This is a genomic window from Acinetobacter sp. WCHAc060025, from assembly GCF_004209355.1.
Taxonomy (GTDB): Bacteria; Pseudomonadota; Gammaproteobacteria; order Pseudomonadales; family Moraxellaceae; genus Acinetobacter; species Acinetobacter wuhouensis.
The window spans coordinates 100,851-125,446 of record NZ_SGSX01000011.1; the positions used below are offsets into that span (position 1 = coordinate 100,851).

The following is a 24,596-nucleotide window of genomic DNA, read 5'->3' on the forward strand; positions in this document are numbered from 1 at the left end:
GTACCCCTTAGCGATCCACGTCAGCCATAACGACATCAATCGTCGCTAAATAAATGATCAAGTCAGATACAAGACTGCCGTTAATCACGGAAGGAATTTGCTGTAAATGCGTGAAAGTTGGTGTACGAATACGGGTACGGTAACTCATCGTTGACTTATCAGAAGTCAAGTAATAGTTCGATGCACCTTTCACAACTTCTGCCATCACTGATGCTTCACCAGCTGGCATTACAGGACCCCATGACACGCTCAAGAAGTGCGTAATCAAAGTTTCAATATCTTGTAAAGTCTTGTCTTTTGGTGGTGGAACTGCCAAAGGATGATCCGCTTTATATGGACCAGACGGCATATTATCCAAACACTGCTTGACGATTTTTAATGATTCTTCGATTTCACGATAGTGAACCATTACACGTGCATATGCATCGCCTTCATACTCTAATGGCACTTCGAAATCATAGTTTTCGTAGCCACTGTATGGACGATATTTACGAACGTCAAAATCAATACCTGTTGCACGTAGACCTGTACCTGTCACACCCCAAGCCAATGCGGATTTTGCATCGTATTGCGCAACATTACGTGTACGACCAACAAATACTGAGTTTTTAAGCGCCGCAGTATGGTATTCCTTCAAACGTTTTGGCATCCATTCGAGAATGTCACGAATCAGTTTTTGCCAGTTGTTTGGAAGGTCGTGTGCTGTACCACCGATACGGAACCACGCTGGGTGCATACGGAAACCTGTGATCGCTTCAATCGCGTCATAGATTTTTTGACGGTCTGCGAACATATAGAATACAGGAGTCATACCACCTGCATCCTGAATCGCTGTACCGATATACAACAAGTGGTTATTGATACGGAACAATTCAGACATCATCACACGGATACATTGTGCACGATCAGGAACAGTGATTCCTGCCATTTGTTCCACACCCATCACATAAGGCATGTTTTGCGCACAACCACCGAGGTAGTCCACACGGTCTGTATACGGAATGAAAGAATGCCAAGTTTGACGTTCAGCCATCTTTTCCACACCACGGTGGTGATAACCGATATCAGGTACACAGTCTTTCACTTCTTCACCGTCCAACTGCAAGATCACACGGAATGCACCGTGCGCAGATGGATGGTTAGGACCCAAGTTCAAGAACATGAAGTCTTCATCGTCATTTCCACGGGTTAGACCCCAGTCTTCTGGAACAAAACGAAGATGTTCTTGTTCGAAATCTTGTTTGGCTTTGTCTTGCATATACGGCGTGTATTCAGTCGCACGTGCAGAATATTCTTTACGAAGTGGGTGACCTTCCCAATAGGTTGGTAACAAAATACGACGGAGCATTGGATGCCCTTCGAAATTGATCCCGAACATATCGTAAGCTTCGCGTTCGTACCAGTTGGCATTTGGCCAAATGTTCGTTGCTGTAGGAATATTAATATCATTCTCATTCAACGCAACTTTGATACGAATATCACTGTTACGCTCAAGCGATAACAAATGATAGAACACAGTAAAGTCAGATGCAGGTAAACCATCACGGTGATTACGCAAACGCTCATCTACTGCTGATAAGTCAAACAGCATCACATAAGGACGTGGTACTGTACGTAAGTACATTAAAACGTCTTGTACACGAGCACGCTCAACCCAGACCGTTGGAAAATCTTCAAAGGTCGTTTGCACGTAAAAGTTCTCGCCAAATTTGGCTTTGAGATCTTCTACAATCGCAAATGCTGGGCGGGAATCAACAGGAGTCGATTCTGGCATAGCAATTTCAGTTTCAGCCATTGGCTTGGCTTCCTATTTAATACAAATTCTGTCAAATTTTCTGATGATCATACTCTTTGAATATGTCAAACATTCATCAGAAAAAATTACTCAATCTCATCCATAGAGCGTAAGTTTTTCACTGCAATACGTTCAGCGTTCTTACGGTCACGTTCTGGCATCATCTTTGGCTTATACACTGGCTTAAGATCATCACCGATAACCGCAGAAAGCGGACGACGCTCTAATTGAATTTGGTCTTGCAATAACATTAATGCTTGGATCAATGCTTCTGGACGTGGTGGACAACCTGGAACGTACACGTCAACAGGGATAATTTTATCCACACCTTGTACAACTGAATAAATGTCGTACATACCACCAGAGTTTGCACATGCACCCATTGAGATCACCCATTTAGGCTCAAGCATTTGCTCGTACAAACGCTGAATTACAGGCGCCATTTTAACAAAGCATGTCCCTGCAACGATCATCAAATCCGCCTGACGCGGTGAAGCACGAATAACTTCGGCACCGAAACGTGATAAATCATGCACGCCTGTTAAAGTCGTTGCATATTCCACGTAACAGCATGAAGTACCAAAGTTAAAAGGCCATAATGAGTTTTTACGGCCCCAGTTTACAGCTGTATGTGCTACATCCTCTAAACGAGTCATAAACACATTTTTATTCACTTCTTCTTCAAGTGGATCCGTCACGATTTGACGATCTTGAAGCGGATATTGTTCAGCTTCAGGGTTCGCACGGGTTAAAGTATATTTCATTCCCGAGTTACTCCTTATTCAGAGACTTAGCCGGTGTTTTATCTTTCACACGACCAGAAGATTGAGCTGGAATTGTTCCTGTAGGATCAACCACCAACTCTTCAATTGAATTGAAGCGAGTAATTTCTGCAAGATCCATATTTGGAGAACCAATTTTAGCTTTAATACCAGCTGCTTTACGACGATCCGAAGGTGCCCAATTCAACGCACCAGTCGACATTTCATAAATCAAACCAACAAGTAAAACTAAAATAAATATTGCCGCTGTTGTGAATCCAACCCAACCTACTTCACGGACAGAGGTTGCCCATGCATATAGATAGAGAGCTTCGAGGTCAAATACCACGAAAAAGATAGCAACAAGATAGAACTTAGCAGACAAGCGGATACGTGCTCCACCAGCACTAACCACACCTGATTCAAATTGCTCTTGCTTCGCACGTCCCCATGATTTACCCCCTAGGAGTAAAGGAACGGTGAGCATAAAGACACATAAAAATGTCACGCCGATCACGAAGGCTATAATTGCCCAATCGTATGGAGTAATGGCACTCATGCGGGGATAACTCCTGGCAGGCCTATTATTTAACAAAGAATGTATGTATTGGCCTTGCAAATACACCAAACACAAAATAAATCTGGTCAATTGTACCCGATTGATGTCATCACTTGCTAGTTAATAGCTCTAAGTCTTTCGGATGATTTTTTAGGCAAAACACATAATTTTTCATGATTGTACGCTATATAGCATTCACTTATCGCTTTATCTAATCCCTTTCCTGATTATTATTATTTTTTCCGAACCTTGATTCCAATCGATGAATTAAGAATGATTAATCAGCAATTTAACTTATTTATCTAGCCATAAAAAAGCAGAGTTCAACACTATTTTTATCATTTTTCCCGACAATTTTATGATTTTAACCACGATCAATAATTTAATATTTTGTTACATTCTACACCAAAAAATAAACTCCATCCTGCTTATTTCGGGAAACAAATATCACATTATGAGAAAATAATTATTTTAAATTAAAATCAAACAATCCAATGTTCGTTAATTATCAAATTTCTACTACTGCAAAATTAAACCCATTTTTATGTTTAAAATTAGATTCACTTATGCCTACTTTTAACCTACCTGATAAGCATTCAAGCTTATTCAATCATTTTTCAAATGAATAACATCTGTTAATTAACTTTATACACACCAACACTATTTGATGTGTATGCTAAGAATTAACAACATCAAACCAAGACCTTTTAAACCTATAAATCAGGGGTACAACTATATGGAATTTTCAAGTAAACCAAATTACTTTTTATTTGCACAATTACTGATTCGCCATATCGAAAACTACGTCAAGAAACACCAAGATGCACAAAATGCCATTTTTGATTTACGTGATGTTTATGAAATTTTTCGTCAAGACTTAGCCGCAACAACAACCAATTTAGAAGGCATTTTAAATATTGCTGATGAATATCGTATTGACACAATTAATGGTGATCAAAAAATTATTAGCAGTTATAAAATCGACGCTGAACAAAATAGTTTGCTGATTGATTTCAATGCGGATGCATTACAATCATTAAAAGACGGCAAAGCTATTATTGAACCAGATGCCAGTATCCAAGAATAAATATGAAACTCATAAAAAAGCCTGATCAAATTTGATTGGGCTTTTTTATTTCAATCTATTTTTTATCTCAATCTATTTTAGAACGAGACAGCATAATGATTTAAGCTTGGTCTTTTAATGTCCCGATTTTTTTCTTTTTAAAACGCTCCATTGGCCATGACATCGTAAAACGCGCACCGCCCAAATCTGGGCTTTCATCAACCTCAATCGTTCCACCGAACCAATAAGCAATACGACTGACAATAGACAGCCCAAGCCCATAACCACCTGATGCACGAGTACGACTATCATCTAAACGTGCAAAAGCCTCAAAAACACGCTTACGATCTTCTTCAGAAATACCAGGACCATCATCTTCTACACAGACATAAGCCATTTTTGTCTGATAATTAATTCCACCACTAATATTAATTTGCTGATCACAATAACGCACAGCATTGCCCACTAAATTTTGTACAACACGGTGTAGATAACGACGCTCTGCCTCTACCATGACATCTGATGACAAAGGATTTAAATGAATCGTTTTCTGCGTTTTCAATGCCTCTGTTTCTACTGCAACCTGTTGCAACAATTCAACCAATACAATCTGCTCAAAATCGAGTGATGGTGTGCCCTGCTCCAATTTCGCATAAGTCATGATCTCATCAATCAAGGTATTTAAAGCCTCAATATCTTTATCAATCATTTCAACCTGTTGTAGACGATACTCATGATCTTCTTCATCTGCGAGCATTTCCATACCAAAACGGATTCGCGCCACTGGCGTGCGTAATTCGTGTGAAACTGCACGCATTAGCTCACGCTGTGCTTCGATCAAACGCTGAATATGATCAGACATATTGTTATAGCTAGATGCCAAACTTGCCATTTCATCATAACCTTCAACAGGTACACGTTGTGACATATCCCCTGTTTTCATCACATCTAAAGCTTGATTGACTTGACGTAATTTACGTTGCATTGGCACAATCAAACCGTATACGCCCAAGCACAGTAAAAACATACTTAACAAGGTAATACCCGCAGCAAGTTTTACAGGCATCCAATTAAACATTGGGACAGGACCGAGGGTCAGAACATCAGTTGGAGAGTTTGGCAAGGGCGAAACAATAGAAATCGTTGTCCCACGCGCTGTCGCACTATCTCGCCATAAGATCACACTTTGATCTGAACGCAATCGACCAATTTGTTCGGAATCTAAATTGAGTTGTGATATTTTTTCAACACCCACTTTATAAGAAAAGTGTTGCTGAATTTTTTTGAGATATTCTTGTTCTTGACCTGGATAATAGACCAGATAATCTAGAATAAATACTGGAAGCGCTTTCATTTGGCGCTCACCAATTTGATCTACTTTAATATAAAGATAATGTTTGGGATCACTACGAATTCCCAACACCAAATAGGCAATCCCCTGTTCTGCATCATAGCGTACAACTGCTTTTTGCTCAGAGATCCGTTTTTCTTCTGTACGAGATAAATCTACTTTTGCTGAATCTAAATAATAAATTGGAAGTTCAAGTAAATCCGATGCATCTGAAATCCAATCTAAGCGCTGTTGCTCAGTTTGTTGGCGTGCCACACCCTCACTGATGACATAGGAAATTCCATCAGTCAAAGACTCACGGTATTCTTGTGCACGTTGGTAGTTAATAATTTGAACCAATAAATATCCAAATAATGCTACCAAAACGACAAGAATGACCAATCCCGCGTAGATACGTAAGAATATGCTGTGTTTAGACACGCAAACTAACCTTCTTGCTTGCTACTTATCTTTATTACAAGGATAAAAAATAAGTAGCTTAGATAAAGAATGAATTGCTTATAAACCTGTTTCTTTTACGAATAAATAACCTTTACTACGTACGGTTTTGATGCGTTTTGGATTTTCAGGGTCATCACCAATTTTTGGACGAATACGTGAAATACGCACATCAATTGAACGGTCTTGACCGTCGTATTCGATACCACGTAAGCGTTCAAAAATATCTTCACGAGAAAGGATACGACCTGCATTTGATGCAAGTAACCAGAGCAAGTCATATTCAGCACTGGTGAAATCAACCAATTCGTTATTCAAGGTGACTGAACGACCACCATTATCAATCACAAGATCATCAAACTCGATACGTTGTGCAACTTCATCTTCAGGCGCTTTATCTGTACGACGTAATAAAGCACGAATACGTGCAAGTAAAACACGTGGCTGAACAGGTTTAGCGACATAGTCATCTGCACCCATTTCCAAACCAAGCACTTGATCCATATCTTCGGTACGAGCTGTCAACATTAAAATCGGTTGATGGTAATGTGGACGTACTTCACGGCATACTGTTAAGCCGTCTGCACCTGGTAACATCACGTCTAGAACAACCAAATCAGGTTGTTCTGCAATAATACGACGAATGGCACGGTTGCCATCTGGTTCTACCCCAACTTCAAGTCCATTACGGATTAAATATTCTTGAGTTAAACGAGCGAGACGCTCATCATCTTCAACAATCAGAATTTTTGGTAACTTTTCTTCTTGGCTCATTTAATTTGCCCCTATATTTAATTGGGTGACTGCTACAAATCTCGTAGATTCAACACACTATGATTTGCAATATACACACGTTTACATTGTAAACAAGACCCTATTCACCAAACTGATACATGAGCGTATCAATTTGTAATATTTTTATTAACTGTTGAATTGTCGACACTTTTGAATTTTTAAAACTTTGATTAAAAATTTTTCTTTATAACAATCAATATAGACGTGATTTTCTATACAAAATATTTCATTGTACATATTCTGTCTCATCAGTTCATCGCTTTTTGAGTTATCCACACAGTTATCTATAAGCACTCTTTGCAGTCTTTGCTATGCTATGCCCTTGTCATATAAGGCATATAACAAAAACGGTTCTTTTAGGAAAAAAGACAGGCATAAAAATTTACTGTTTAGGGATAAAACATTCTTAAAATGTCAATATTGATATGCACATAAAATTCCCGTATCTTGTGTTCTAAATTAAATTAAACCACTAAGTATTGTGTTTTAGTCCTCAAATATCGTGACAACTATCCTTTTCAGTATGTCCGATTCAAATGGTCCATAAACATAACAATGAAGACAATGGAGCTACGCTGACAATGAACGCCATTACAACCCCCGGTCTACTTCAAGTGATTAAACGCACTGGTGATGTTGCCGCTTTTGATGCAGATAAAATTTCTGTAGCAATTGGTAAAGCTTTTTTGGCTGTAGAAGGTCAACAAAGTGCTGATTCAAGCCGTATTCACGATCGCATCACTCAGCTCACTGAGATGGTGATGAATACTTTTAATCGTCGTTTACCATCTGGCGGAACAATTCATATTGAAGAGATTCAAGACCAAGTTGAATTGGCTTTGATGCGTACAGGCGAACAAAAAGTTGCACGTGCTTATGTGATCTATCGTGATCAACGTTCTGAAGCACGTAAACAAACAGGTGCTCATCATCACCCTACCTTACAAATCACAGATGCGAACGGTCAGCTTCAGCCTCTTGATTTGGGTAAAATTCAAGCCACGATTCAAAAAGCCAGCGAAGGCTTAGAAGGCATTGAAGTTCAAGCCATTGTCGATGAAACAGTTAAAAACTTATATAACGGTGTAAAACAGTCAGACATCTCAACCACCATGATGATGGCTACACGTACCCGTATTGAGCAAGAACCTAACTATACTTATGTCACTGCGCGTTTACTTCGTGATGACTTGGTTGCAACTGGTCTTAAATTCTTAGGTTTAGCGCCAGATACTTTAGAAAATGACGCACTTGAAACCTATTTGAAAAAAGGGATCGAGTTAGAGTTACTTTCACCAGAGCTTTTAAACTTTGACCTTGCACAATTGGCGGCTGCGATCAAACCTGAGCGTTCTAACCAATTTACTTATTTAGGTCTACAAACATTATTTGACCGTTACTTCATTCATTCAAATGATGTCCGTTTCGAGCTTCCGCAATTGTTCTTCATGCGTGTTTCGATGGGTCTTGCGTTAAACGAAGATAATAAAGAACAACGTGCAATTGAATTCTATGACTTATTGTCTAGCTTCGACTACATGGCTTCTACACCAACATTGTTTAACTCAGGGACTCTACGTCCACAATTGTCTAGCTGTTATTTAACAACCGTCCAAGATGACCTTTATGACATCTATGGTGCAATGCGTGACAATGCCCTACTGTCTAAATGGGCGGGCGGTTTAGGTAATGACTGGACACCAGTTCGTGCTTTGAACTCATACATTAAAGGAACAAACGGCAAATCTCAAGGTGTTGTACCTTTCCTCAAAGTTGCCAACGATACTGCTGTTGCGGTAAACCAAGGTGGTAAACGTAAAGGTGCGGTATGTGCATACTTAGAAACTTGGCACTTGGATATTGAAGAATTCCTAGAGCTTCGTAAAAACACAGGTGATGACCGTCGTCGTACCCACGACATGAACACAGCTAACTGGGTTCCAGATTTGTTCATGCAACGTGTATTTGAAGATGCTGAATGGACATTATTCACACCATCAGAAACACCTGATCTACATGATTTGACTGGCGCAGAATTCGCTGAACGCTATGCGTACTACGAAGGTATTGCCAAAGAACAAAACATGCTACATAAGAAAATCCGTGCGAAAGACTTATGGCGCAAAATGTTGTCGATGTTATTTGAAACTGGTCATCCGTGGATCACATTCAAAGACGTATGTAACTTACGTTCACCACAACAACACGTTGGCGTAGTTCACTCTTCTAACTTATGTACAGAAATCACTTTAAATACCAATAAAGATGAAATCGCGGTATGTAACTTAGGTTCAATCAACCTTGTACAACACGTTCAAGGTGGCAAGTTAGATCGTGAAAAACTAGCTCGCACAGTGAAAACTGCTGTTCGTATGCTCGATAACGTCATCGACATCAACTACTATGCGGTTGAACAAGCACGTAATTCAAACTTGAAACACCGTCCAGTCGGTATGGGTATCATGGGCTTCCAAGATGCTTTATATGAATTGGGCATGGGTTATGGTTCGGATGAAGCAGTAGACTTCGCTGATGAATCTATGGAAGTGATCAGCTACTACGCGATTGAAACTTCAAGTAACTTGGCTGTTGAACGTGGTGTTTATTCAACATTTAAAGGTTCATTGTGGGATCAAGGTATTCTTCCAATCGACTCTTTAGAAATCGTGGCGAAATCACGTCCTGAACGTATGTTCGAAGTTGATCGTACACAACGTTTGGACTGGGATACTTTACGTACCAAAGTTCAAAAAGATGGTATGCGTAACTCAAACGTGATGGCGATTGCACCAACTGCAACTATTTCAAATATTTGTGGTGTTTCTCAGTCTATCGAGCCTACATTCCAAAACCTTTATGTAAAATCTAACCTTTCTGGTGAATTCACAGTGATCAACCCGTACTTAGTACGTGCGTTAAAAGATCGTGGTCTTTGGGACTCTGTGATGGTTAATGACTTGAAACACTTCGAAGGTTCAGTACAAAAAATTGCCCGTATTCCTGAAGAATTAAAAGCAATCTTTGCCACTGCGTTTGAAGTCGATACTCGTTGGATCGTAGATGCTGCATCACGTCGTCAAAAATGGATCGACCAAGCGCAATCACTTAACCTTTACATCTCTGGTGCAAATGGTAAGAAATTGGACATCACCTATAAGATGGCTTGGTTACGTGGTCTTAAAACGACGTATTACCTCCGTGCATTGGGTGCGACTTCTGCTGAGAAATCGACAATCAATACAGGTGCATTGAACGCGGTTAAACCAACGACTGTTGCTGCTCCTGTTGCAGAAGCTAAACCTGCTGTTCCTGCTGAGGAAGAAGGTTTTGCAAATGCAGCACCAGTTCCTCAAGCATGTTCAATCGACAATCCTGATTGCGAAGCTTGTCAGTAATTTTTTAAATAAAAATCCCCCTAAATCCCCCTTTTTATAAAGGGGGACTTCCGCGAAATTATTTTAATTGAAATGGAAACTCCCTCCTTTGAAAAAGGAGGGTTGGGGTGGATTTTAAAAAAAGAGGCTAAGAAATGTTCCATTTAAGTCATAACTACGAGTTAGGCGTAATCGCACTGATCTTAGCCTTTTTAATTTTTTATATACCAATGGCATACGCATTCTTTGCCATTCGTAAGCAACAAAAGCGTAAGCAAAATAAGTAGTGTGGGTATCTGTTCTTTCGAACAAGATTAAGACAACTATCGGCAAAACTTAATTTTGCTTACACAGAATGAGCGTATAGTAGTGACATCTTCGTTTGTAAGATGTCCATAACAGATATAAAGCAACGAAGAGAGAACAAACATGTCTATCCTAAGTTGGGACGATTTCGAAGATGATGAACCGAAACAAGCTGCACAAGCTCACCAGCCTGCGCCCGTCGAACCGAAGAAAACGACTGATTCGCAAGTGGTATCTGATGCACAGCAATCATCGCAGAATTTGGCAACTGCACAATCCGCTGGAACCAATCAAAGAACCACAAAACATTCAACCGATTCCTTGGCAAGAGCATCTGCAGCCTTAGAAACATTGGATGTTGCACCTGGCTTAGAAGAGCTTGAAATGGGTGCACAACGTGTACAAGTTGATGATAAAGCCATGATCAACTGTCGCGCTGACTTGAACCAACTTGTACCATTCAAATATGAATGGGCTTGGCAAAAATACCTAGATGGATGTGCAAACCACTGGATGCCACAAGAAGTCAACATGAACCATGACATCGCACTTTGGAAGTCTGAAAATGGCTTAACCGAAGATGAGCGTACGATTGTAATGCGTTCTTTAGGTTTCTTCTCAACTGCCGATTCTTTAGTTGCAAATAACTTGGTACTTGCGATTTACCGTCACATTACTAACCCTGAATGCCGTCAGTACATTTTACGTCAAGCATTTGAAGAAGCGATTCACACACATGCTTACCAATACTGTATCGAATCTTTAGGTATGGATGAAGGCGAAGTCTTCAACATGTACCGTGAAGTTCCATCAGTAGCACGTAAAGCAGCTTGGGGCTTGAAATATACGCAGTCTTTAAGTGATCCTACTTTCAAAACTGGTACACCTGAAAACGATCAAATCTTACTTCGTAACTTGATCGCATTCTATTGTGTACTTGAAGGGATCTTCTTCTACTGTGGTTTCAGCCAAATCTTGTCAATGGGTCGTCGTAACAAGATGAATGGTGTTGCTGAGCAATTCCAATACATCTTACGTGATGAATCGATGCACTTGAACTTTGGTATCGACATGATTAACCAAATCAAGATCGAAAATCCAAACTTGTGGACTGCTGAATTCCAAGAAGAAATCGTTCAAATGATTCTTGAAGGTACGATGCTTGAGATCGAATATGCGCGTGACACAATGCCACGTGGTGTATTGGGTATGAATGCAGCGATGATGGAAGAATATTTAAAATTCATCGCAAACCGTCGTTTGGCTCAGCTAGGCTTACCTGAACAGTTTGCAGGTGTAAACAACCCATTCCAATGGATGTCTGAAATGATGGACTTGCGTAAAGAGAAGAACTTCTTTGAAACGCGTGTTACAGATTATCAGACTGGCGGTGCTTTAAGCTGGTAATCACATAAAAAACTACCTATTGTGAATAATCATTAATAGGTAGTTTTCTATAAACTCGAAAAATAAATTATTTATAAAAATTAAAACTGCTTCAGAAAAATATAAACAAAGAGTCATAGATGAATATTGTTCAAAAAGAATGTGAAGAAATTTATTCAATTTTAGAAGAAACTGCACAAGATGAAAGTAAAAATAAAGTAGAAAAATCACACAATATAGATTTATCATTTTTAACTATAGGAATTATATCTATAATTTATTCTTTTATAACAAAACTCATATTTTTAAAAAATCCAAATAATATTTTCTTAGAAAGTTCATTTATTTTTTTAGCAATAATTGGGTATATCTCCATAGTAATAAGTCCCTTATGTGGATTAATTATTGATCTTTTCAAAAACTATAAATCAATAAAAAATCCCTTAAGTATTTTATTTAAGAGAATCAATCATTCAACTATAGTTGACATTAAAGCAGCTAAAAAACTATCACTATACAATAAAGATGAATTAGATTTTGCACTTATGGAACTAAAACACGAACTTGAGGATTTTAATAAAAGAATAACCAGCATTACTGGCCAATTAAGTAGGATAGGCCTGTTTCCTGCCATAGTTTTAGGTTTAACCGCCATATCAACACAACTAGGAAAAGATAAAATACTATTGAATAATTTAGGCATTTTAAATCAATTCATAATTTTTTTAACTATTGGAATAATTTTACTTTATTTCTTCTCATTATTCGCAAATTTAAAATCTTCTGACTTAGAGAGAAATGTAAAGATTCTTGAATATGTAATACAGTACAAAAAAGATAATAAAACCATTATTTATGTTTTGGACTACAAGAAATAATCAATTCCTTTAAACTTCAGCAATACTTCAAAATCTTAAATCCAGCGCCGCACATTTGGGTACTCTTCTAGAGAAATACCACCTTCTAACGCATGTACAACAATGGTCATAACACAATATCTGCAATGGTAACTTCTTTGGTCGCTAACCATTTATACCGTGATAAATGACCAACAACAAGAACAAGGATTTGCCCAAAAGATTTAAACTTAAAAATTCAGATGACTTTACTTATCCTTCGAGAAGATTCAGAAATTGGTTCTTAAATAATTAAAATACGCAAAACTTGCCCTTACTCACATTTTATAAACTATTGTAAATAGATATCACATATTGGCTAATTTATGAAAATAACCAATATTTAAACAAACCATTAACTAAATTCTTTTATTTACCAATATTTACCGCATTACCCAATTTAAAATTTATATAAAAACGTCATGATTTTTCAATAAATCAATTATTTCTTTTTACCATTTTTAATAATAATTTCATCAGCTGTCACATCACGCTACAAAATATTCCCTATTTATTTTCAGGTTTTTTATCGTTTTTTATCATTAAACAATGTATTCCTTAGTGCTTTTGCATTAAAATAGGTCATTATCTTTTCATCATTCGTCACCACCCTCTCCTCACTTTTATAGAGTGGTCGCACGAATAAAACATGCCTTTGAAAATTCGCGTGGCTAATAAACTGTAATGAATCAAGCAACCCATAATTCTATGGAAATGATTACCAACATCCGTGTATTGGATGAATGGCAAGAAGAAATTCCAGAGGATTTATATATTCCCCCAGCTGCATTCGAAATTCTGCTTGAACATTTCGAAGGACCACTCGACTTTTTAATTTACCTGATTCAGAAAAGTGGTTTTGATCTATTACAATTAGATATTGCCCCGATTGCCACTCAATATTTGTCTTATATGGACAATATGAAGTCGCTAAATATCGAACTTACCGCTGACTATATGGTGATGGCAGCTTTGTTAGCAGATTTGAAATCTCGCTTATTGTTACCGAAACCGAAAACAGTCAATATTGAAAAAGATCCAAAACAAGAATTGATTGACCGTTTAGAAACTTATTTACGGATCAAAAAAGCGGCTGAACATTTAGGGCAAATGCCTGTTTTAGATCGAGATACTTATCCAACCAATGTCGCGATTGGTCATATTCCAAAAGTATATGAAGGTTATGATGTCGAGATGTTAAGAGATGCTTTGTATTGCATTTTTAATCGTCCCGAGCCTGTTACTCATAAAATTGAACAAGAACCTGTTTTACTTGAAGAGCGTATAGCCTATATCGAACACATGGTGGAGTCTGGTGAAGTTCTCAGTTTTCAAGAATTACTCAAACCAAACCAAGGTCGTATGGGCATGGTTGTGACATTTATGGCAATCTTAGAACTGACTCGTCAGCAGAAAGTTCAGATTATTTCATCGGGTGTCGAAGCTCCCCTTTCTATTCAAGGAGCAACTGCATGACCATTGATCAAAATAATGCCTTCAATGTAGACGAGCTACATCATGAAGTTCTGATGCAACTTGAAGCGATTATCTTTGCCAGTGATGCACCAGTTTCGATTGCTCGCTTAAAAGAAGCTTTTCAAAATCAATATTCAAAACAACAATTGCAAAATTATTTACAGCAATTGTCTGTATTACAACATGGTCGCTCAATTGAACTGATCGAAACTGCACAAGGTTATCGTTTTCAAGTTCGTGCCAAATATCGCAATGTGATTGCACAAGTTTGGCCAGATCGACCAACGAGATTATCCCCATCACTGTTAGAAACAGTATCAGTGATCGCTTATCATCAGCCTGTAACCCGTGCTGATATTGAGCAAATACGAGGAGTTACGAATAATAGTCAAATACTCCGGACTTTATTCGACTGGAACTGGATTAAAGAATCTGGTTTCCGTGAACTCCCTGGTAGACCTGCGTTGTTAGTGACAACGCCACAGTTTTTAAATGCTTTTGGTCTAGTATCTTTAGATCAATTGCCTCCCCTGCAGGACGCCAAGGAAGCTTTTATGGCTTTGGACGCGCAAGCTCCAAAATCTTAAATAGGTGCTCTGTTGATGATTATTTCTAAGGTTATGCTGTCATGAGTGAAAAATTGCAAAAGGTACTCGCACGAGTTGGTTTGGGCTCTCGCCGTTATATGGAAGAGGTCATTGCGGCTGGTCGTGTAAGTGTCAATGGGCAGGTTGCTCAAGTGGGCGAACGTATCGAACCAGGTGATGAGCTTCGCATCGATGGTCGTAAAGTTCAGTTCCAAATTGAAGACGAAATTCGTCGCCGTGTCTTGATTTATTATAAACCTGAAGGTGAAATCTGCTCTCGCAATGATCCTGAATCTCGTCCGACTGTGTTTGATCACTTACCTCCTATTGCCAACGATCGCTGGGTGATGGTGGGTCGTCTGGATATTAACTCTACGGGTCTACTCCTATTTACAAACGATGGTGAACTTGCCAATCGTTTAATGCATCCCTCAAATGAAATCGAACGTGAATATGCCGTTCGTGTCATGGGAGAAGTAACGCCTCAACTAAAAAACAACATGATGAATGGCGTTGTTTTAGATGATGGTCCAGCAAAATTTGAATCTTTCTCTGAAATTGGTGGAGAAGGGATCAACCGCTGGTACCAAGTCGTAGTAAAAGAAGGTCGTAACCGTGAGGTTCGCCGTATTTTTGAATCACAAGGTCTAAAAGTAAGTCGCTTGCTTCGTACACGTTACGGCACAGTGATTTTGCCTCGTGAACTTCGTACAGGTCGTTGGATGGAATTAGATAAAGCTGAAATTGATAATTTGACTAAAGCCGTAGAACTTAAACCACGTCAAGGCACGGGTTTATTTGGTATGGCAAAACGTCGTACTGAACGTATGCAAGATAAACCGATGGCAGCACGTCGCGGTGGTTTCTTACGTCAACAACGTCGTGATAGCGAAGGTGATGATTTTCAATCACAAAATCATCATGGGAATAACCACCAACAGCAAGAACGCCGTAGTTTTCAACCGACTATGAACCAATATGGTCAAAACCGTTCTGAAAATCGTAGCGAAAACCGTTTTGACAATCGCAACGATCGTTCTGACAGCCGCAATGAACGTTCTGAAAATCGTTTTAACAAAGCACGCTCTGCGGGCAATGGCGGTAATAGCTACAATAAAGATCGTAGCGACAATCGTGGTAACACGTTTAACAGCAATCGCTCAGACAATCGTTATGGTCAACAAAACCGTAACAACCGTGTCGAAGGACGTTACAACCCAAATGAACGTTTAGAAACAGGTGACCGTCAAGAACGTGAGCAACCTGAAAAGAAAAAACCATTTGTTGTGAACAAAGGTTTTAAAAAGTTCTAAGTCATCAATAGACTAAAACTTGAAAAGCCACTATCTTTGTATAGTGGCTTTTTTTATTGGGATAAAAATAACAAAATGAATAAACGCTATTTCATCTTGATTCCACTATTTTGTATTTGGTTAATTGCAAGTCTAGTAATCGCCTATCAAGGGCAATTTTATTCAGAATACCTGATTGAGTTTCTAAAAAAGCAACCGCAAAACTACCCATATCCCATTTTTCAAGTGTTAACCTTATCGTTTATTTATGGAATATGGCTTCTCAGTTATGCTTTTCTTTTGTGTTCCAATTGGAGCGTAAAGCATCCATATATCACGTATACCTTGTGTTCAATCCTTCCGATCCTCTTATCGTCCTATGGATTTTTCATCGCCTTTGTATCCGCACTTCATGTCATTGCATTTATTCTCATCAGCATCGCAACCACATTACTACACTTTTTATTACTTCCTGCACTCATACCTGTTTATCGTAAATATGTTTATCCAAACAAAGTACATCTGCATCTTAATTAAGTGCAAAAAAGCCACTGCTTAGAGGGATGAGTAGCACAGCTAAGTAAGATCACTAAAAATTATTTTAGTTATAAGAAGTTCCCCCTCTTTTCCAAAGAGGCGTTAGAGGGAGATTTCAGAATTTTTCCCAATAATTTTACTTAGCCGATCAGTATTAACTCCTTAAAGTGGCTTCATCCAAATAAGACAATCAAATATATTCACTCGTCCCTTGCGGAATCGCACTTAACAAACGCTTGGTATACTCATGTTTTGGCGATGCATACAACTCATCTGAATTGGCGATTTCAACAATATCACCATGATTCATTACCATGATTTGATCAGAAATATATTTCACCACAGACAAATCATGTGAAATGAAGATATAGCTCAAACCATATTCATCCTGTAAATCTTGAAGTAAATTCAATACTTGCGCCTGAACTGAGACATCCAGTGCAGAAACAGATTCATCACAAATCAAAATTTCAGGTTTTAAAGTCAAACAACGTGCAATCGCAATACGTTGACGTTGCCCGCCTGAAAATTCATGCGGATAACGGTGAAATGCCTGTGCAGGTAAACTGACTTTTTCCAGTAAATCCAAAGCCATTTTTTTACGTTCAGCATCATTCGCGCCAATCTGATGAACTTGCATGGGTTCCATCAAGATTTGCCCCACAGTAAAGCGCGGATTCAATGATGCGTATGGATTTTGGAAAATGATCTGAATCTTACGTTGATATTGTGCAAAATCTTTGTCAGACATTGCCAAAATATCTTTGCCTTGGAACAGCGCCTTACCACCTGAAGCTTGTTGCAAACGCATCAGCAATAAACCAATGGTGGTTTTACCTGAGCCTGATTCACCGACCAGCCCTAAAGTTTTACCTTTTGCCAGTTGGAATGATGCACCTTTCACCGCTTGGAATTCATCTTTAGCAAAGAAACCTTTACGACTAAAAAATGATTTTTTCAAATCTTGCACATCGAGAATGATTTCTTCATTGCCTGTTAAACCACGTTGACGATCAGCCTTTTTCGCTTCTGATAAGTTCCCATTTTCAATGGCTTGATCATCTTTTTGCGTCATAAAATCATTGATCGTCGGTAAGCGATACGGACGACGTGAAAGTTGCGGACGACACATTAGCAGTGCTTGGGTATAAGCATCTTGCGGATTTTCCAATACCGCTTTAGCTAGGCCTTGTTCACGAATCTCACCATGACGCATTACAATCACTTCATCTGCAATTTCACCAACCAATGCCAAATCATGGGTAATAAACAACATCGACATTTGACGACGTTTACGCAATGATTCTAATAAATCAATAATTTGTTTCTGAATGGTTACATCAAGTGCCGTGGTTGGTTCATCTGCAATGAGTAATTTCGGCTCACAGGCAATCGCCATCGCAATCATGACTCGCTGTTGCTGACCACCAGACAACTGACTTGGATAAGCATCAATCTTACTTTCAGGTGCAGGAATACCGACTTCTTTGAGTAGTTCCAATGCTCGCGCTCTTGCCTGCTTGCGTCCATAACCTAAATGAATCCGCATGATTTCAGCAATCTGATCGCCCACAGTAAAAACAGGATTCAATGAAGACATCGGCTCTTGGAAAATCATGGCAATCTCTTTACCACAGATTGCACGCATTTCCTTTTTACTAAGACTGAGTAAATCCTTTCCTTCAAATATAATTTTACTTTTTTCAGCAATTTTAGACTGACCTTGGGGCAATAAACCCATGGTTGCCAAAGACGTGACCGATTTACCACTGCCCGATTCACCCACCAAAGCCACAGTGGTATTGGCTGGAATTTGAAAAGAAATCCCTTTCACAGTTTCCACAAATTGCTTATTTTCACCCTTGAAACTAACGCTCAGGTTTTCAACACTCAACAAAACATCAGAATTTGTTGATGCAGAAGTTGTTGTTGCTTGTTCTAACATCGTTCTGCTCCTTATTTGAGTTTCGGGTCTAATGCATCACGCAATGCATCGGTGAACATGGAGAATGCTGTGACTAAAATCGCCATCGCGACTGATGCAGCAACCAATTGCCACCATTTACCTAAAATCAATTCACTTTGCGCTTCATTCAACATACTTCCCCAAGACACCACGCCCACAGGAACACCAAAACCCAAGAAGCTGAGAATCACTTCTGATTTGATAAATGAAACCACAAGAATCGACATTTGAACCAAGGCAATATGACTCACGTTCGGGAAAATATGTACAAACATACGGCGCATATTACTGACACCAATCGCTTTGGCAGCCAGTACATACTCACGAGAAGTATGTTTCAAATATTCCGCACGAATTAAACGAAATACCCCAGTCCATCCCGTTAGTCCGAGAATGAGGACAATGGAAAGAATACCTTTCTGTTGAAGCACCGCAGCGATTGCCAAAACCAAAAGTAAGTATGGAATAGAAGTGAAAATGTTATAAAACCAGTTCAGTATATCATCCACCCATCCACCAAAATAACCCGCAATTGCACCTAAAATTGTCCCAATCAAAACTGCGACAAATGCTGCGACCACACCGACAATAATTGAGGTTTCAGCACCTTTAATGGTTTTTAACAGAACATCTTGTCCCCATTTATCTGCACCAAAAGGCAAGGTTTGTTTGAGTTCACTTTTTTGATCAAGTAAATGCCCACCCAACTGTTGATCAATCGCTTTCATATCTTCTGCAAGTGGATCTTGAATACCGTAATAATCAATCGCACCACCCGAAGCTTGTTCTGTTGCAATTTCAGCATTCAGTTCTTTGATCACATCTTTCAAAGGGTCAACAGGATTTTCAGGCAGTGCTTCGACTGTTGCTGCTTTTTTAGCAGGATCAGTATTACTTTGATCAGCCCCAATAAAGGTCGGCGGTGCATAGCTGACCGCGACTTCTTTATTCCAATCTTTTGCAATCAATCCTGTCATCGACAGAGTTAACATGACAAAGAAACATAGCACCACAAATAAGGATACCATCGCGATACGATCTGCTTTCAGGCGTCGCATTGCCAACTTCCACAGTCCAGGTGAAGTCTGTTCGTCTTGAGCATCTACTTTTTTAGATAAAATTCCAAGCATGGCTCACCTACTTCAACTGTACGCGTGGATCGACCACTTTATAAATCAAGTCAGCCACAAGGTTAAAAATCATCGTTGCAGCAGCAACATATACCGTAATCGCTTTAATAACAGGAAAGTCACTCCGTTCCACCGCGATAATCACCTCACGACCTATCCCAGGAATCCCGAAGAATCGCTCAATTAAGAAAGCACCAATCAGCAATGCGGGTAAGCTTGACATTACATCGGTAATAATTGGAATCGAAGCATTACGAAGAACGTGAATACCGAGAATACGTCCCTCACTCGCCCCTTTGGCACGTGCAGTCCACACATAATCTTGATTGACTTCATCTAAAACAAAACTACGATATAAACGTAAAGTGGGTGCAATACTCACCACCAACATGATTAGAATTGGGAGTAATGAATATTTGAATAGATTTTCACTAAAGCTATCACTCCAACCTTGGACAGGAAACCAACCCAATTTATAAGCCAGCCCATATTGGAACACGATGATGTAGACCAAAATACTGATCGCCATTGCCACCGTACACAGCATCATCACCATACGATCTGTCAAAGAACCACGCACTGAAGCAACCGCTAGAGCAAGGATAATTGAAATCACGGTTTGTAAAATAACCAGTGGAATCATGATAGTGAGCGATGGTCCCAGACGAGTCAAAATAATGTCTGATACTGATTCGCCTGTACTCCAACTATAACCATAGTCAAAAGTGACGATTTGTTTAATGAAAATCCATAACTGCACATAATAGGGTTGGTCAACACCCAACTGTTGACGAATATTCTCAATTTGTTCTGGATTCGCCATTTTCCCTGCAAGGATATAAGCAGGGTCACCCCCAACCCAGTTAAACAGGAAAAATATCAGCAACACGACTCCCAACATGGTAGGAATCATTTGCCATATACGACGTGTGATATATGCCAACATGGTTTTAAATTCCTATCAACGTTGTCCTGTAATTTCTTTAAAGAACGCTTTGTTATCTGGTTCTCTGCCTAAAAAATCTACTACCAATTGCGCAGCTTTCTTCTGACCACCTTGTGACAAAATCGCCTTACGATAACGCGCGCCAACTTCTGGATTATTTAAGTTATCACCAAATGCTGAGAGCATATCGAGTGCCATGACTTCCGACCACATATAGCCATAATAGCCGACTTGATAACCCCCCATGATATGACCAAACTGTCCTGGGAATTCTGTCGTTGGCACATGACCAAGTGCGGTATCTCCTTCGAGTTTTTTCCAAACATCTAAAGGCTGCGTTTTAAGTGCATCTTTCGTATGCAATGCCATATCAAATTGTGCATATAAAGTCTGACGTGCATAGCGCAAGCCACGACCATAGTTATGTACCGCTTTGAGTTTTTCAATCAGTGCATCATCGACACGTGGACAATCTGGTTTACAGTAATCTGCAAGTGTCGATAAAGTTTCTTTACGACGTGCCCATTCCTCATACATCTGCGAAGGTGCTTCAACAAAGTCGCGTTCTACAGAAGTCCCTGATTGTGAGGCATAGCGTGTATTTGAAAGAATGCCATGTAGTGCATGACCAAACTCATGTACAAAAGTTTCTAGTTCATCACTATTCAAACCTTTGCGGTTAAAGTTGGTGACCAATGCTGAAATTGGTTTACGTCCTGTTAAAGTGCTTCCGCCATGTACACTCCACACCGCAGCATGACCATATTTGCCTTCACGCGGAAATTTATCCATATACAAGCCACCTAAAAGCTGACCTGTTTTTTTATCAGTGACATCATAATATTCAACTTCATCTTGCCAAGTTTCAACTTTGGCAGGTTTGAAATCGATGCCATAAAGGTTGGATGAAATGGCAAATAACCAATCTTGAGAAGCCTGAGTTGGGAAATATTCACGTAGTTTTTCTTGGTCTACTTTGTATTTTTCTTGGCGTAACTTCTCACTCCAATAGCCCTCACTCCAGCGATTAATCTCAGCTTTTTCAATCGGAATATTTAAAGTTTTGGCTTTGAATTCACGTAAAGTTTGTACTTCTTGCTTTTCTAAAGGTGTCACGGTTTTGTGTACATCATTTAGGAAGTTGTTGACTGTTTCTGGATTTTTCGCCATGCGATTTTTCAATGTCCAATCTGCATAACTGGCTTTACCAAACAACTGCGCCGACTCATAGCGCAAGTCCATTGCTTGCTTCAGCAATACTAAATTCTTTTCTGTACCACGACGTGTATACGCGATTTGATAACGCTTACGTGCTTCATCACTATCGGCTAACTGCATGAATGGAAGATATTCAGGATACTCAAAACCGAGCAGATAATTACCCTTTTCATTTTTCTTCAAATTGGCAATATAGCTGTCAGGTAAACCATTTAACTCAGCAGGGGTAAATTCTAGTTTTTCAGGATTATCACGCACATTACGTGCATATTCTTGTTGAATCTTGGTCAACTCGTCCAAAATCACTTTTAAACGTGCTTGCTTTTCCGCAGGCAATTGCACGCCTGTATCTTCAAAACCATCTAAAATATCTTGGCGAAACTTTTGATCAATCTCATTGTCCGCTTTGGATTTCACAATTTGCTGATACAATTTTTTATCTTGATATACTTCAGTAAGAAACTGACTAATTTTAACTTCGCAATCATCCGCTGCTTTGCGTAGATCAGCACTTGGATCGACATTACTCATTAGCCCCACTGGACCATAAAAGTCTTCAAATGTTGAGAAAATCTGATCCCACTTTGCTAAAACATCCGCGGCAGATGCATTTTTCTTTAATTTAATTTTAGCAAATTCAGCCAATTTTGCTTTCGTCCCTGCAATATTGGCATCGCACTGTGTAGGAATATCTTTGGCTTGAAGCTTAGGTAAAGTACTACGTTCAGTATTAGCAAAAGCCAATTGCCCCATTCCTATCGTAAGCACACATAGTGTTGTGAGTTTGAATGCTTTCATTTTCCATTTTCTCCATTCTTCAATTTATTAAATTTCTAATTTCAATCTATTTACATTTCAAAATTTAGCCTAGATATCACATCCAGCCCACTGTGAGAGTTTGATTTAACTTACTTTTTTAAATCAAAATACATCCATTCAGATGGTAAAATCGGATGCTTTTTAAAACCAATCACGCGTGGTTGTGCCAAGGCATTACGATAACGTGAGGACGCAAATTGCACAGGCATATACACTTCCATTATTCTTGCCATTTTGCGATATAAAGCATCTCTCTCAGGACCCGGTTTCATTTTTTGCGTCTGCTCATACAAACGATCATATTCAGGAATTTTCATACAACCATTATTGGTAGCATGAATATTTTTGCCATAAAACAACTGCATAAAATTATCTGCATCAGGATAATCCGCCACCCAAGCAGACGCTTTAAACATGGTTTTACACTGCTTTTCTGCTTTTAATGATTCAGCAAATGGCATCGACTTGGTGGCCATTTTGATTTTGATATTATCCAAAGTCTTTTTCCAAAACTCAGCACCCTGCTGACTACGTGCAGTATTCCCTGTCGTCATTTCGATCACCAAAGGTTCACCATTGGGCAATGTCCGCCAACCATCAGCGCCGACTTTATAGTGATAACGATCTAAGAGTAAATTGGCGGCTTTGATTGAATAAGGAATACTGCTTTTATAGTTCGGGTCATGACCGACAATACCTTGTGGAATTGGATATTGCAGTTTTTCAGCATCACCTTTCGATAACACTTTGATCTGTGTATCTGCTGAATATGCCATTGCCATCGCACGGCGTAATGCAATCTTATCTTTGCTTAAACCACCAACAACAGGATTCCGCATATTCCAATAATGATAGTCAATAGATGGATCAAGAATACGAGACAGTTGTACCCCTTTTTTTGCCAATTCTGGTTTCAACTTTCCATCTTGAATGGCTTGAACCACCAAATCACCATCTAAAATAAAAAGATCAGTTTCATTCTTACTAAATGACAACCAACGTGATTGTCCTTCTTCCATCACTTGAATATCGACCACACCAATTTGAGGCATTTTTTTGCCTTTCATTGCATCTACGATTTTTTGATCTTCAGGTGTAGATGCTTTGAAATCCCAAATATAACTACGAAAATCAGGATTGGCTTTAAGGATGATCCGTGAACCTGGCACCCATTTTGATAAGACATAAGGCCCTGTGCCCACTGGATTCTTCATTGCAAATCCAGCTTTATCACGATAGTGTTCAATCACTTCACGTGCGACAGCCCCTGCGGGTTGATGCGCCAATAGCATAGGAAAATTTTGATCAGGTTGTGTCAATTTAATCACTAATGTATAGCGATCAGTCGCTTTTAAACCATCAACAGGACGATCATAATTAAATTTGCCTGTTTTTTTGGCATCTGCAAGAACACTATCCATTCCTGCCACTTTGCCATCAAGCAACCAACTATTCGGTGAATGTAAACTAGGATCTAACAGTCGCTTATAAGAATAGACATAATCTTGCGCAGTGAGTTCTCGTGGTTTTCCTTTAAATACAGGATCTTTGGCAAAAAAAATGCCTTTTTGAATTTTAAAAGTATAAGTCAGACCATCCGCACTGACTTCAGGCAATGCGACTGCTGTGCGTGGAACTAATTTTGCAGGTGAGGCTAAATAATCGTAAGTGTACAAACCTTCAAAAATAGAATTATGCACATGAGCAGAATAGAGATCTTGTGTACCTGCTGGATCAAAGCCTGTTTCGGCAACGGGGAATACATAACGTAAGACCTTGTTAGGATCAGCACTGCTCTGGGCAAACCCATGCATTGAGCCAGTTAAAGCCACACTTGCGAATAGTATACTTAAGCCTATGTGTTTGAACTTCCGATTAAAATTATCCTTCATCATTCC

The 24,596-nt window shown here is 39.2% G+C and carries 18 protein-coding genes and 1 pseudogene; 9 read left to right on the forward strand and 10 right to left on the reverse strand.

Going from position 1 to position 24,596, the window contains the following annotated elements:
- Positions 1-7 precede the first annotated feature (7 nt).
- The 3 genes from nuoC to EXE09_RS10905 all read right to left on the reverse strand — a co-directional run bounded on the left by nuoC (position 8) and on the right by EXE09_RS10905 (position 3,115).
- Positions 8-1,795: an NADH-quinone oxidoreductase subunit C/D gene (gene nuoC / locus EXE09_RS10895; protein WP_068974058.1), complete on the reverse strand. Its 1,788-nt coding sequence runs from the start codon at positions 1,793-1,795 to the stop codon at positions 8-10.
- Between the two features lie 86 nt (positions 1,796-1,881).
- Complete coding sequence (locus EXE09_RS10900; RefSeq protein WP_010115110.1) at positions 1,882-2,559, reverse strand: NuoB/complex I 20 kDa subunit family protein; 678 nt, start codon at positions 2,557-2,559, stop codon at positions 1,882-1,884.
- 7 nt (positions 2,560-2,566) lie between these two features.
- On the reverse strand, positions 2,567-3,115 hold the full coding sequence (locus EXE09_RS10905; protein ID WP_068974059.1) for an NADH-quinone oxidoreductase subunit A: 549 nt from the start codon (positions 3,113-3,115) through the stop codon (positions 2,567-2,569).
- Between the two features lie 736 nt (positions 3,116-3,851).
- Between EXE09_RS10905 and EXE09_RS10910 the strand changes: the two genes are divergently transcribed.
- On the forward strand, positions 3,852-4,202 hold the full coding sequence (locus tag EXE09_RS10910) for a hypothetical protein (protein ID WP_068974060.1): 351 nt from the start codon (positions 3,852-3,854) through the stop codon (positions 4,200-4,202).
- Positions 4,203-4,302: 100 nt separating this feature from the next.
- Here EXE09_RS10910 and bfmS read toward each other — a convergent pair whose 3' ends face one another.
- Together bfmS and bfmR are read right to left on the reverse strand one after the other, a co-directional pair.
- Positions 4,303-5,952, reverse strand: a complete 1,650-nt coding sequence (gene bfmS / locus EXE09_RS10915) for a sensor histidine kinase BfmS (protein WP_130117288.1) — start codon at positions 5,950-5,952, stop codon at positions 4,303-4,305.
- A 78-nt stretch (positions 5,953-6,030) separates the two neighbouring features.
- Positions 6,031-6,744, reverse strand: a complete 714-nt coding sequence (gene bfmR / locus EXE09_RS10920; RefSeq protein ID WP_068974062.1) for a response regulator transcription factor BfmR — start codon at positions 6,742-6,744, stop codon at positions 6,031-6,033.
- Positions 6,745-7,301: 557 nt separating this feature from the next.
- Here bfmR and EXE09_RS10925 point away from each other — a divergent pair.
- From EXE09_RS10925 to EXE09_RS10960, 8 genes and pseudogenes are all read left to right on the forward strand, one after another.
- Positions 7,302-10,160 (forward strand): ribonucleoside-diphosphate reductase subunit alpha, encoded by a 2,859-nt coding sequence (locus tag EXE09_RS10925; protein WP_130117289.1) that lies wholly within the window; start codon positions 7,302-7,304, stop codon positions 10,158-10,160.
- A gap of 134 nt (positions 10,161-10,294) precedes the next feature.
- Positions 10,295-10,426, forward strand: coding sequence for a preprotein translocase subunit YajC (locus EXE09_RS10930; protein ID WP_086322764.1), 132 nt, complete (start codon positions 10,295-10,297; stop codon positions 10,424-10,426).
- 142 nt (positions 10,427-10,568) lie between these two features.
- Positions 10,569-11,852 (forward strand): ribonucleotide-diphosphate reductase subunit beta, encoded by a 1,284-nt coding sequence (locus EXE09_RS10935; RefSeq protein WP_130117290.1) that lies wholly within the window; start codon positions 10,569-10,571, stop codon positions 11,850-11,852.
- A 119-nt stretch (positions 11,853-11,971) separates the two neighbouring features.
- Positions 11,972-12,709, forward strand: a complete 738-nt coding sequence (locus tag EXE09_RS10940; protein WP_130117291.1) for a hypothetical protein — start codon at positions 11,972-11,974, stop codon at positions 12,707-12,709.
- Between the two features lie 702 nt (positions 12,710-13,411).
- Positions 13,412-14,203 (forward strand): segregation and condensation protein A, encoded by a 792-nt coding sequence (locus EXE09_RS10945; RefSeq protein WP_130112532.1) that lies wholly within the window; start codon positions 13,412-13,414, stop codon positions 14,201-14,203.
- On the forward strand, positions 14,200-14,790 hold the full coding sequence (gene scpB / locus EXE09_RS10950) for an SMC-Scp complex subunit ScpB (RefSeq protein ID WP_087552342.1): 591 nt from the start codon (positions 14,200-14,202) through the stop codon (positions 14,788-14,790). The genes EXE09_RS10945 and scpB overlap by 4 nt, the downstream gene beginning before the upstream one ends.
- A gap of 41 nt (positions 14,791-14,831) precedes the next feature.
- Positions 14,832-15,683 (forward strand): annotated as a pseudogene (rluB, locus tag EXE09_RS10955) (23S rRNA pseudouridine(2605) synthase RluB); the annotation flags it as partial.
- Between the two features lie 495 nt (positions 15,684-16,178).
- Positions 16,179-16,619, forward strand: a complete 441-nt coding sequence (locus EXE09_RS10960) for a hypothetical protein (RefSeq protein ID WP_130117293.1) — start codon at positions 16,179-16,181, stop codon at positions 16,617-16,619.
- Between the two features lie 190 nt (positions 16,620-16,809).
- Here the strand turns inward: EXE09_RS10960 and EXE09_RS10965 are convergent, their stop codons facing one another.
- The 5 genes from EXE09_RS10965 to EXE09_RS10985 form a co-directional block, all read right to left on the reverse strand.
- Positions 16,810-18,564, reverse strand: coding sequence for an ABC transporter ATP-binding protein (locus EXE09_RS10965; RefSeq protein ID WP_130117294.1), 1,755 nt, complete (start codon positions 18,562-18,564; stop codon positions 16,810-16,812).
- Positions 18,565-18,575: 11 nt separating this feature from the next.
- Entirely contained in the window at positions 18,576-19,715 is a 1,140-nt protein-coding gene (locus tag EXE09_RS10970) for an ABC transporter permease (RefSeq protein ID WP_130117295.1), read from the reverse strand.
- A 7-nt stretch (positions 19,716-19,722) separates the two neighbouring features.
- Complete coding sequence (locus EXE09_RS10975) at positions 19,723-20,661, reverse strand: ABC transporter permease (RefSeq protein ID WP_130117296.1); 939 nt, start codon at positions 20,659-20,661, stop codon at positions 19,723-19,725.
- Positions 20,662-20,676: 15 nt separating this feature from the next.
- Positions 20,677-22,677, reverse strand: coding sequence for a M3 family metallopeptidase (locus tag EXE09_RS10980; RefSeq protein WP_130117297.1), 2,001 nt, complete (start codon positions 22,675-22,677; stop codon positions 20,677-20,679).
- A 110-nt stretch (positions 22,678-22,787) separates the two neighbouring features.
- Positions 22,788-24,590 carry an ABC transporter substrate-binding protein gene (locus tag EXE09_RS10985; RefSeq protein WP_130117298.1) on the reverse strand — a complete coding sequence of 601 codons (1,803 nt, stop codon included), beginning with the start codon at positions 24,588-24,590 and terminating at the stop codon, positions 22,788-22,790.
- Between the last annotated feature and the right edge of the window lie 6 nt (positions 24,591-24,596).

Coding starts and splice junctions, on each gene's coding strand:
- nuoC (WP_068974058.1), bottom strand. CDS start 1,795: ATGGCTGAAACTGAAATTGCTATGCCAGAATCGACTCCTGTTGATTCC.
- EXE09_RS10900 (WP_010115110.1), bottom strand. CDS start 2,559: ATGAAATATACTTTAACCCGTGCGAACCCTGAAGCTGAACAATATCCG.
- EXE09_RS10905 (WP_068974059.1), bottom strand. CDS start 3,115: ATGAGTGCCATTACTCCATACGATTGGGCAATTATAGCCTTCGTGATC.
- EXE09_RS10910 (WP_068974060.1), top strand. CDS start 3,852: ATGGAATTTTCAAGTAAACCAAATTACTTTTTATTTGCACAATTACTG.
- bfmR (WP_068974062.1), bottom strand. CDS start 6,744: ATGAGCCAAGAAGAAAAGTTACCAAAAATTCTGATTGTTGAAGATGAT.
- EXE09_RS10925 (WP_130117289.1), top strand. CDS start 7,302: ATGGTCCATAAACATAACAATGAAGACAATGGAGCTACGCTGACAATG.
- EXE09_RS10930 (WP_086322764.1), top strand. CDS start 10,295: ATGTTCCATTTAAGTCATAACTACGAGTTAGGCGTAATCGCACTGATC.
- EXE09_RS10935 (WP_130117290.1), top strand. CDS start 10,569: ATGTCTATCCTAAGTTGGGACGATTTCGAAGATGATGAACCGAAACAA.
- EXE09_RS10940 (WP_130117291.1), top strand. CDS start 11,972: ATGAATATTGTTCAAAAAGAATGTGAAGAAATTTATTCAATTTTAGAA.
- EXE09_RS10945 (WP_130112532.1), top strand. CDS start 13,412: ATGAATCAAGCAACCCATAATTCTATGGAAATGATTACCAACATCCGT.
- scpB (WP_087552342.1), top strand. CDS start 14,200: ATGACCATTGATCAAAATAATGCCTTCAATGTAGACGAGCTACATCAT.
- EXE09_RS10960 (WP_130117293.1), top strand. CDS start 16,179: ATGAATAAACGCTATTTCATCTTGATTCCACTATTTTGTATTTGGTTA.
- EXE09_RS10965 (WP_130117294.1), bottom strand. CDS start 18,564: ATGTTAGAACAAGCAACAACAACTTCTGCATCAACAAATTCTGATGTT.
- EXE09_RS10970 (WP_130117295.1), bottom strand. CDS start 19,715: ATGCTTGGAATTTTATCTAAAAAAGTAGATGCTCAAGACGAACAGACT.
- EXE09_RS10975 (WP_130117296.1), bottom strand. CDS start 20,661: ATGTTGGCATATATCACACGTCGTATATGGCAAATGATTCCTACCATG.
- EXE09_RS10980 (WP_130117297.1), bottom strand. CDS start 22,677: ATGAAAGCATTCAAACTCACAACACTATGTGTGCTTACGATAGGAATG.
- EXE09_RS10985 (WP_130117298.1), bottom strand. CDS start 24,590: ATGAAGGATAATTTTAATCGGAAGTTCAAACACATAGGCTTAAGTATA.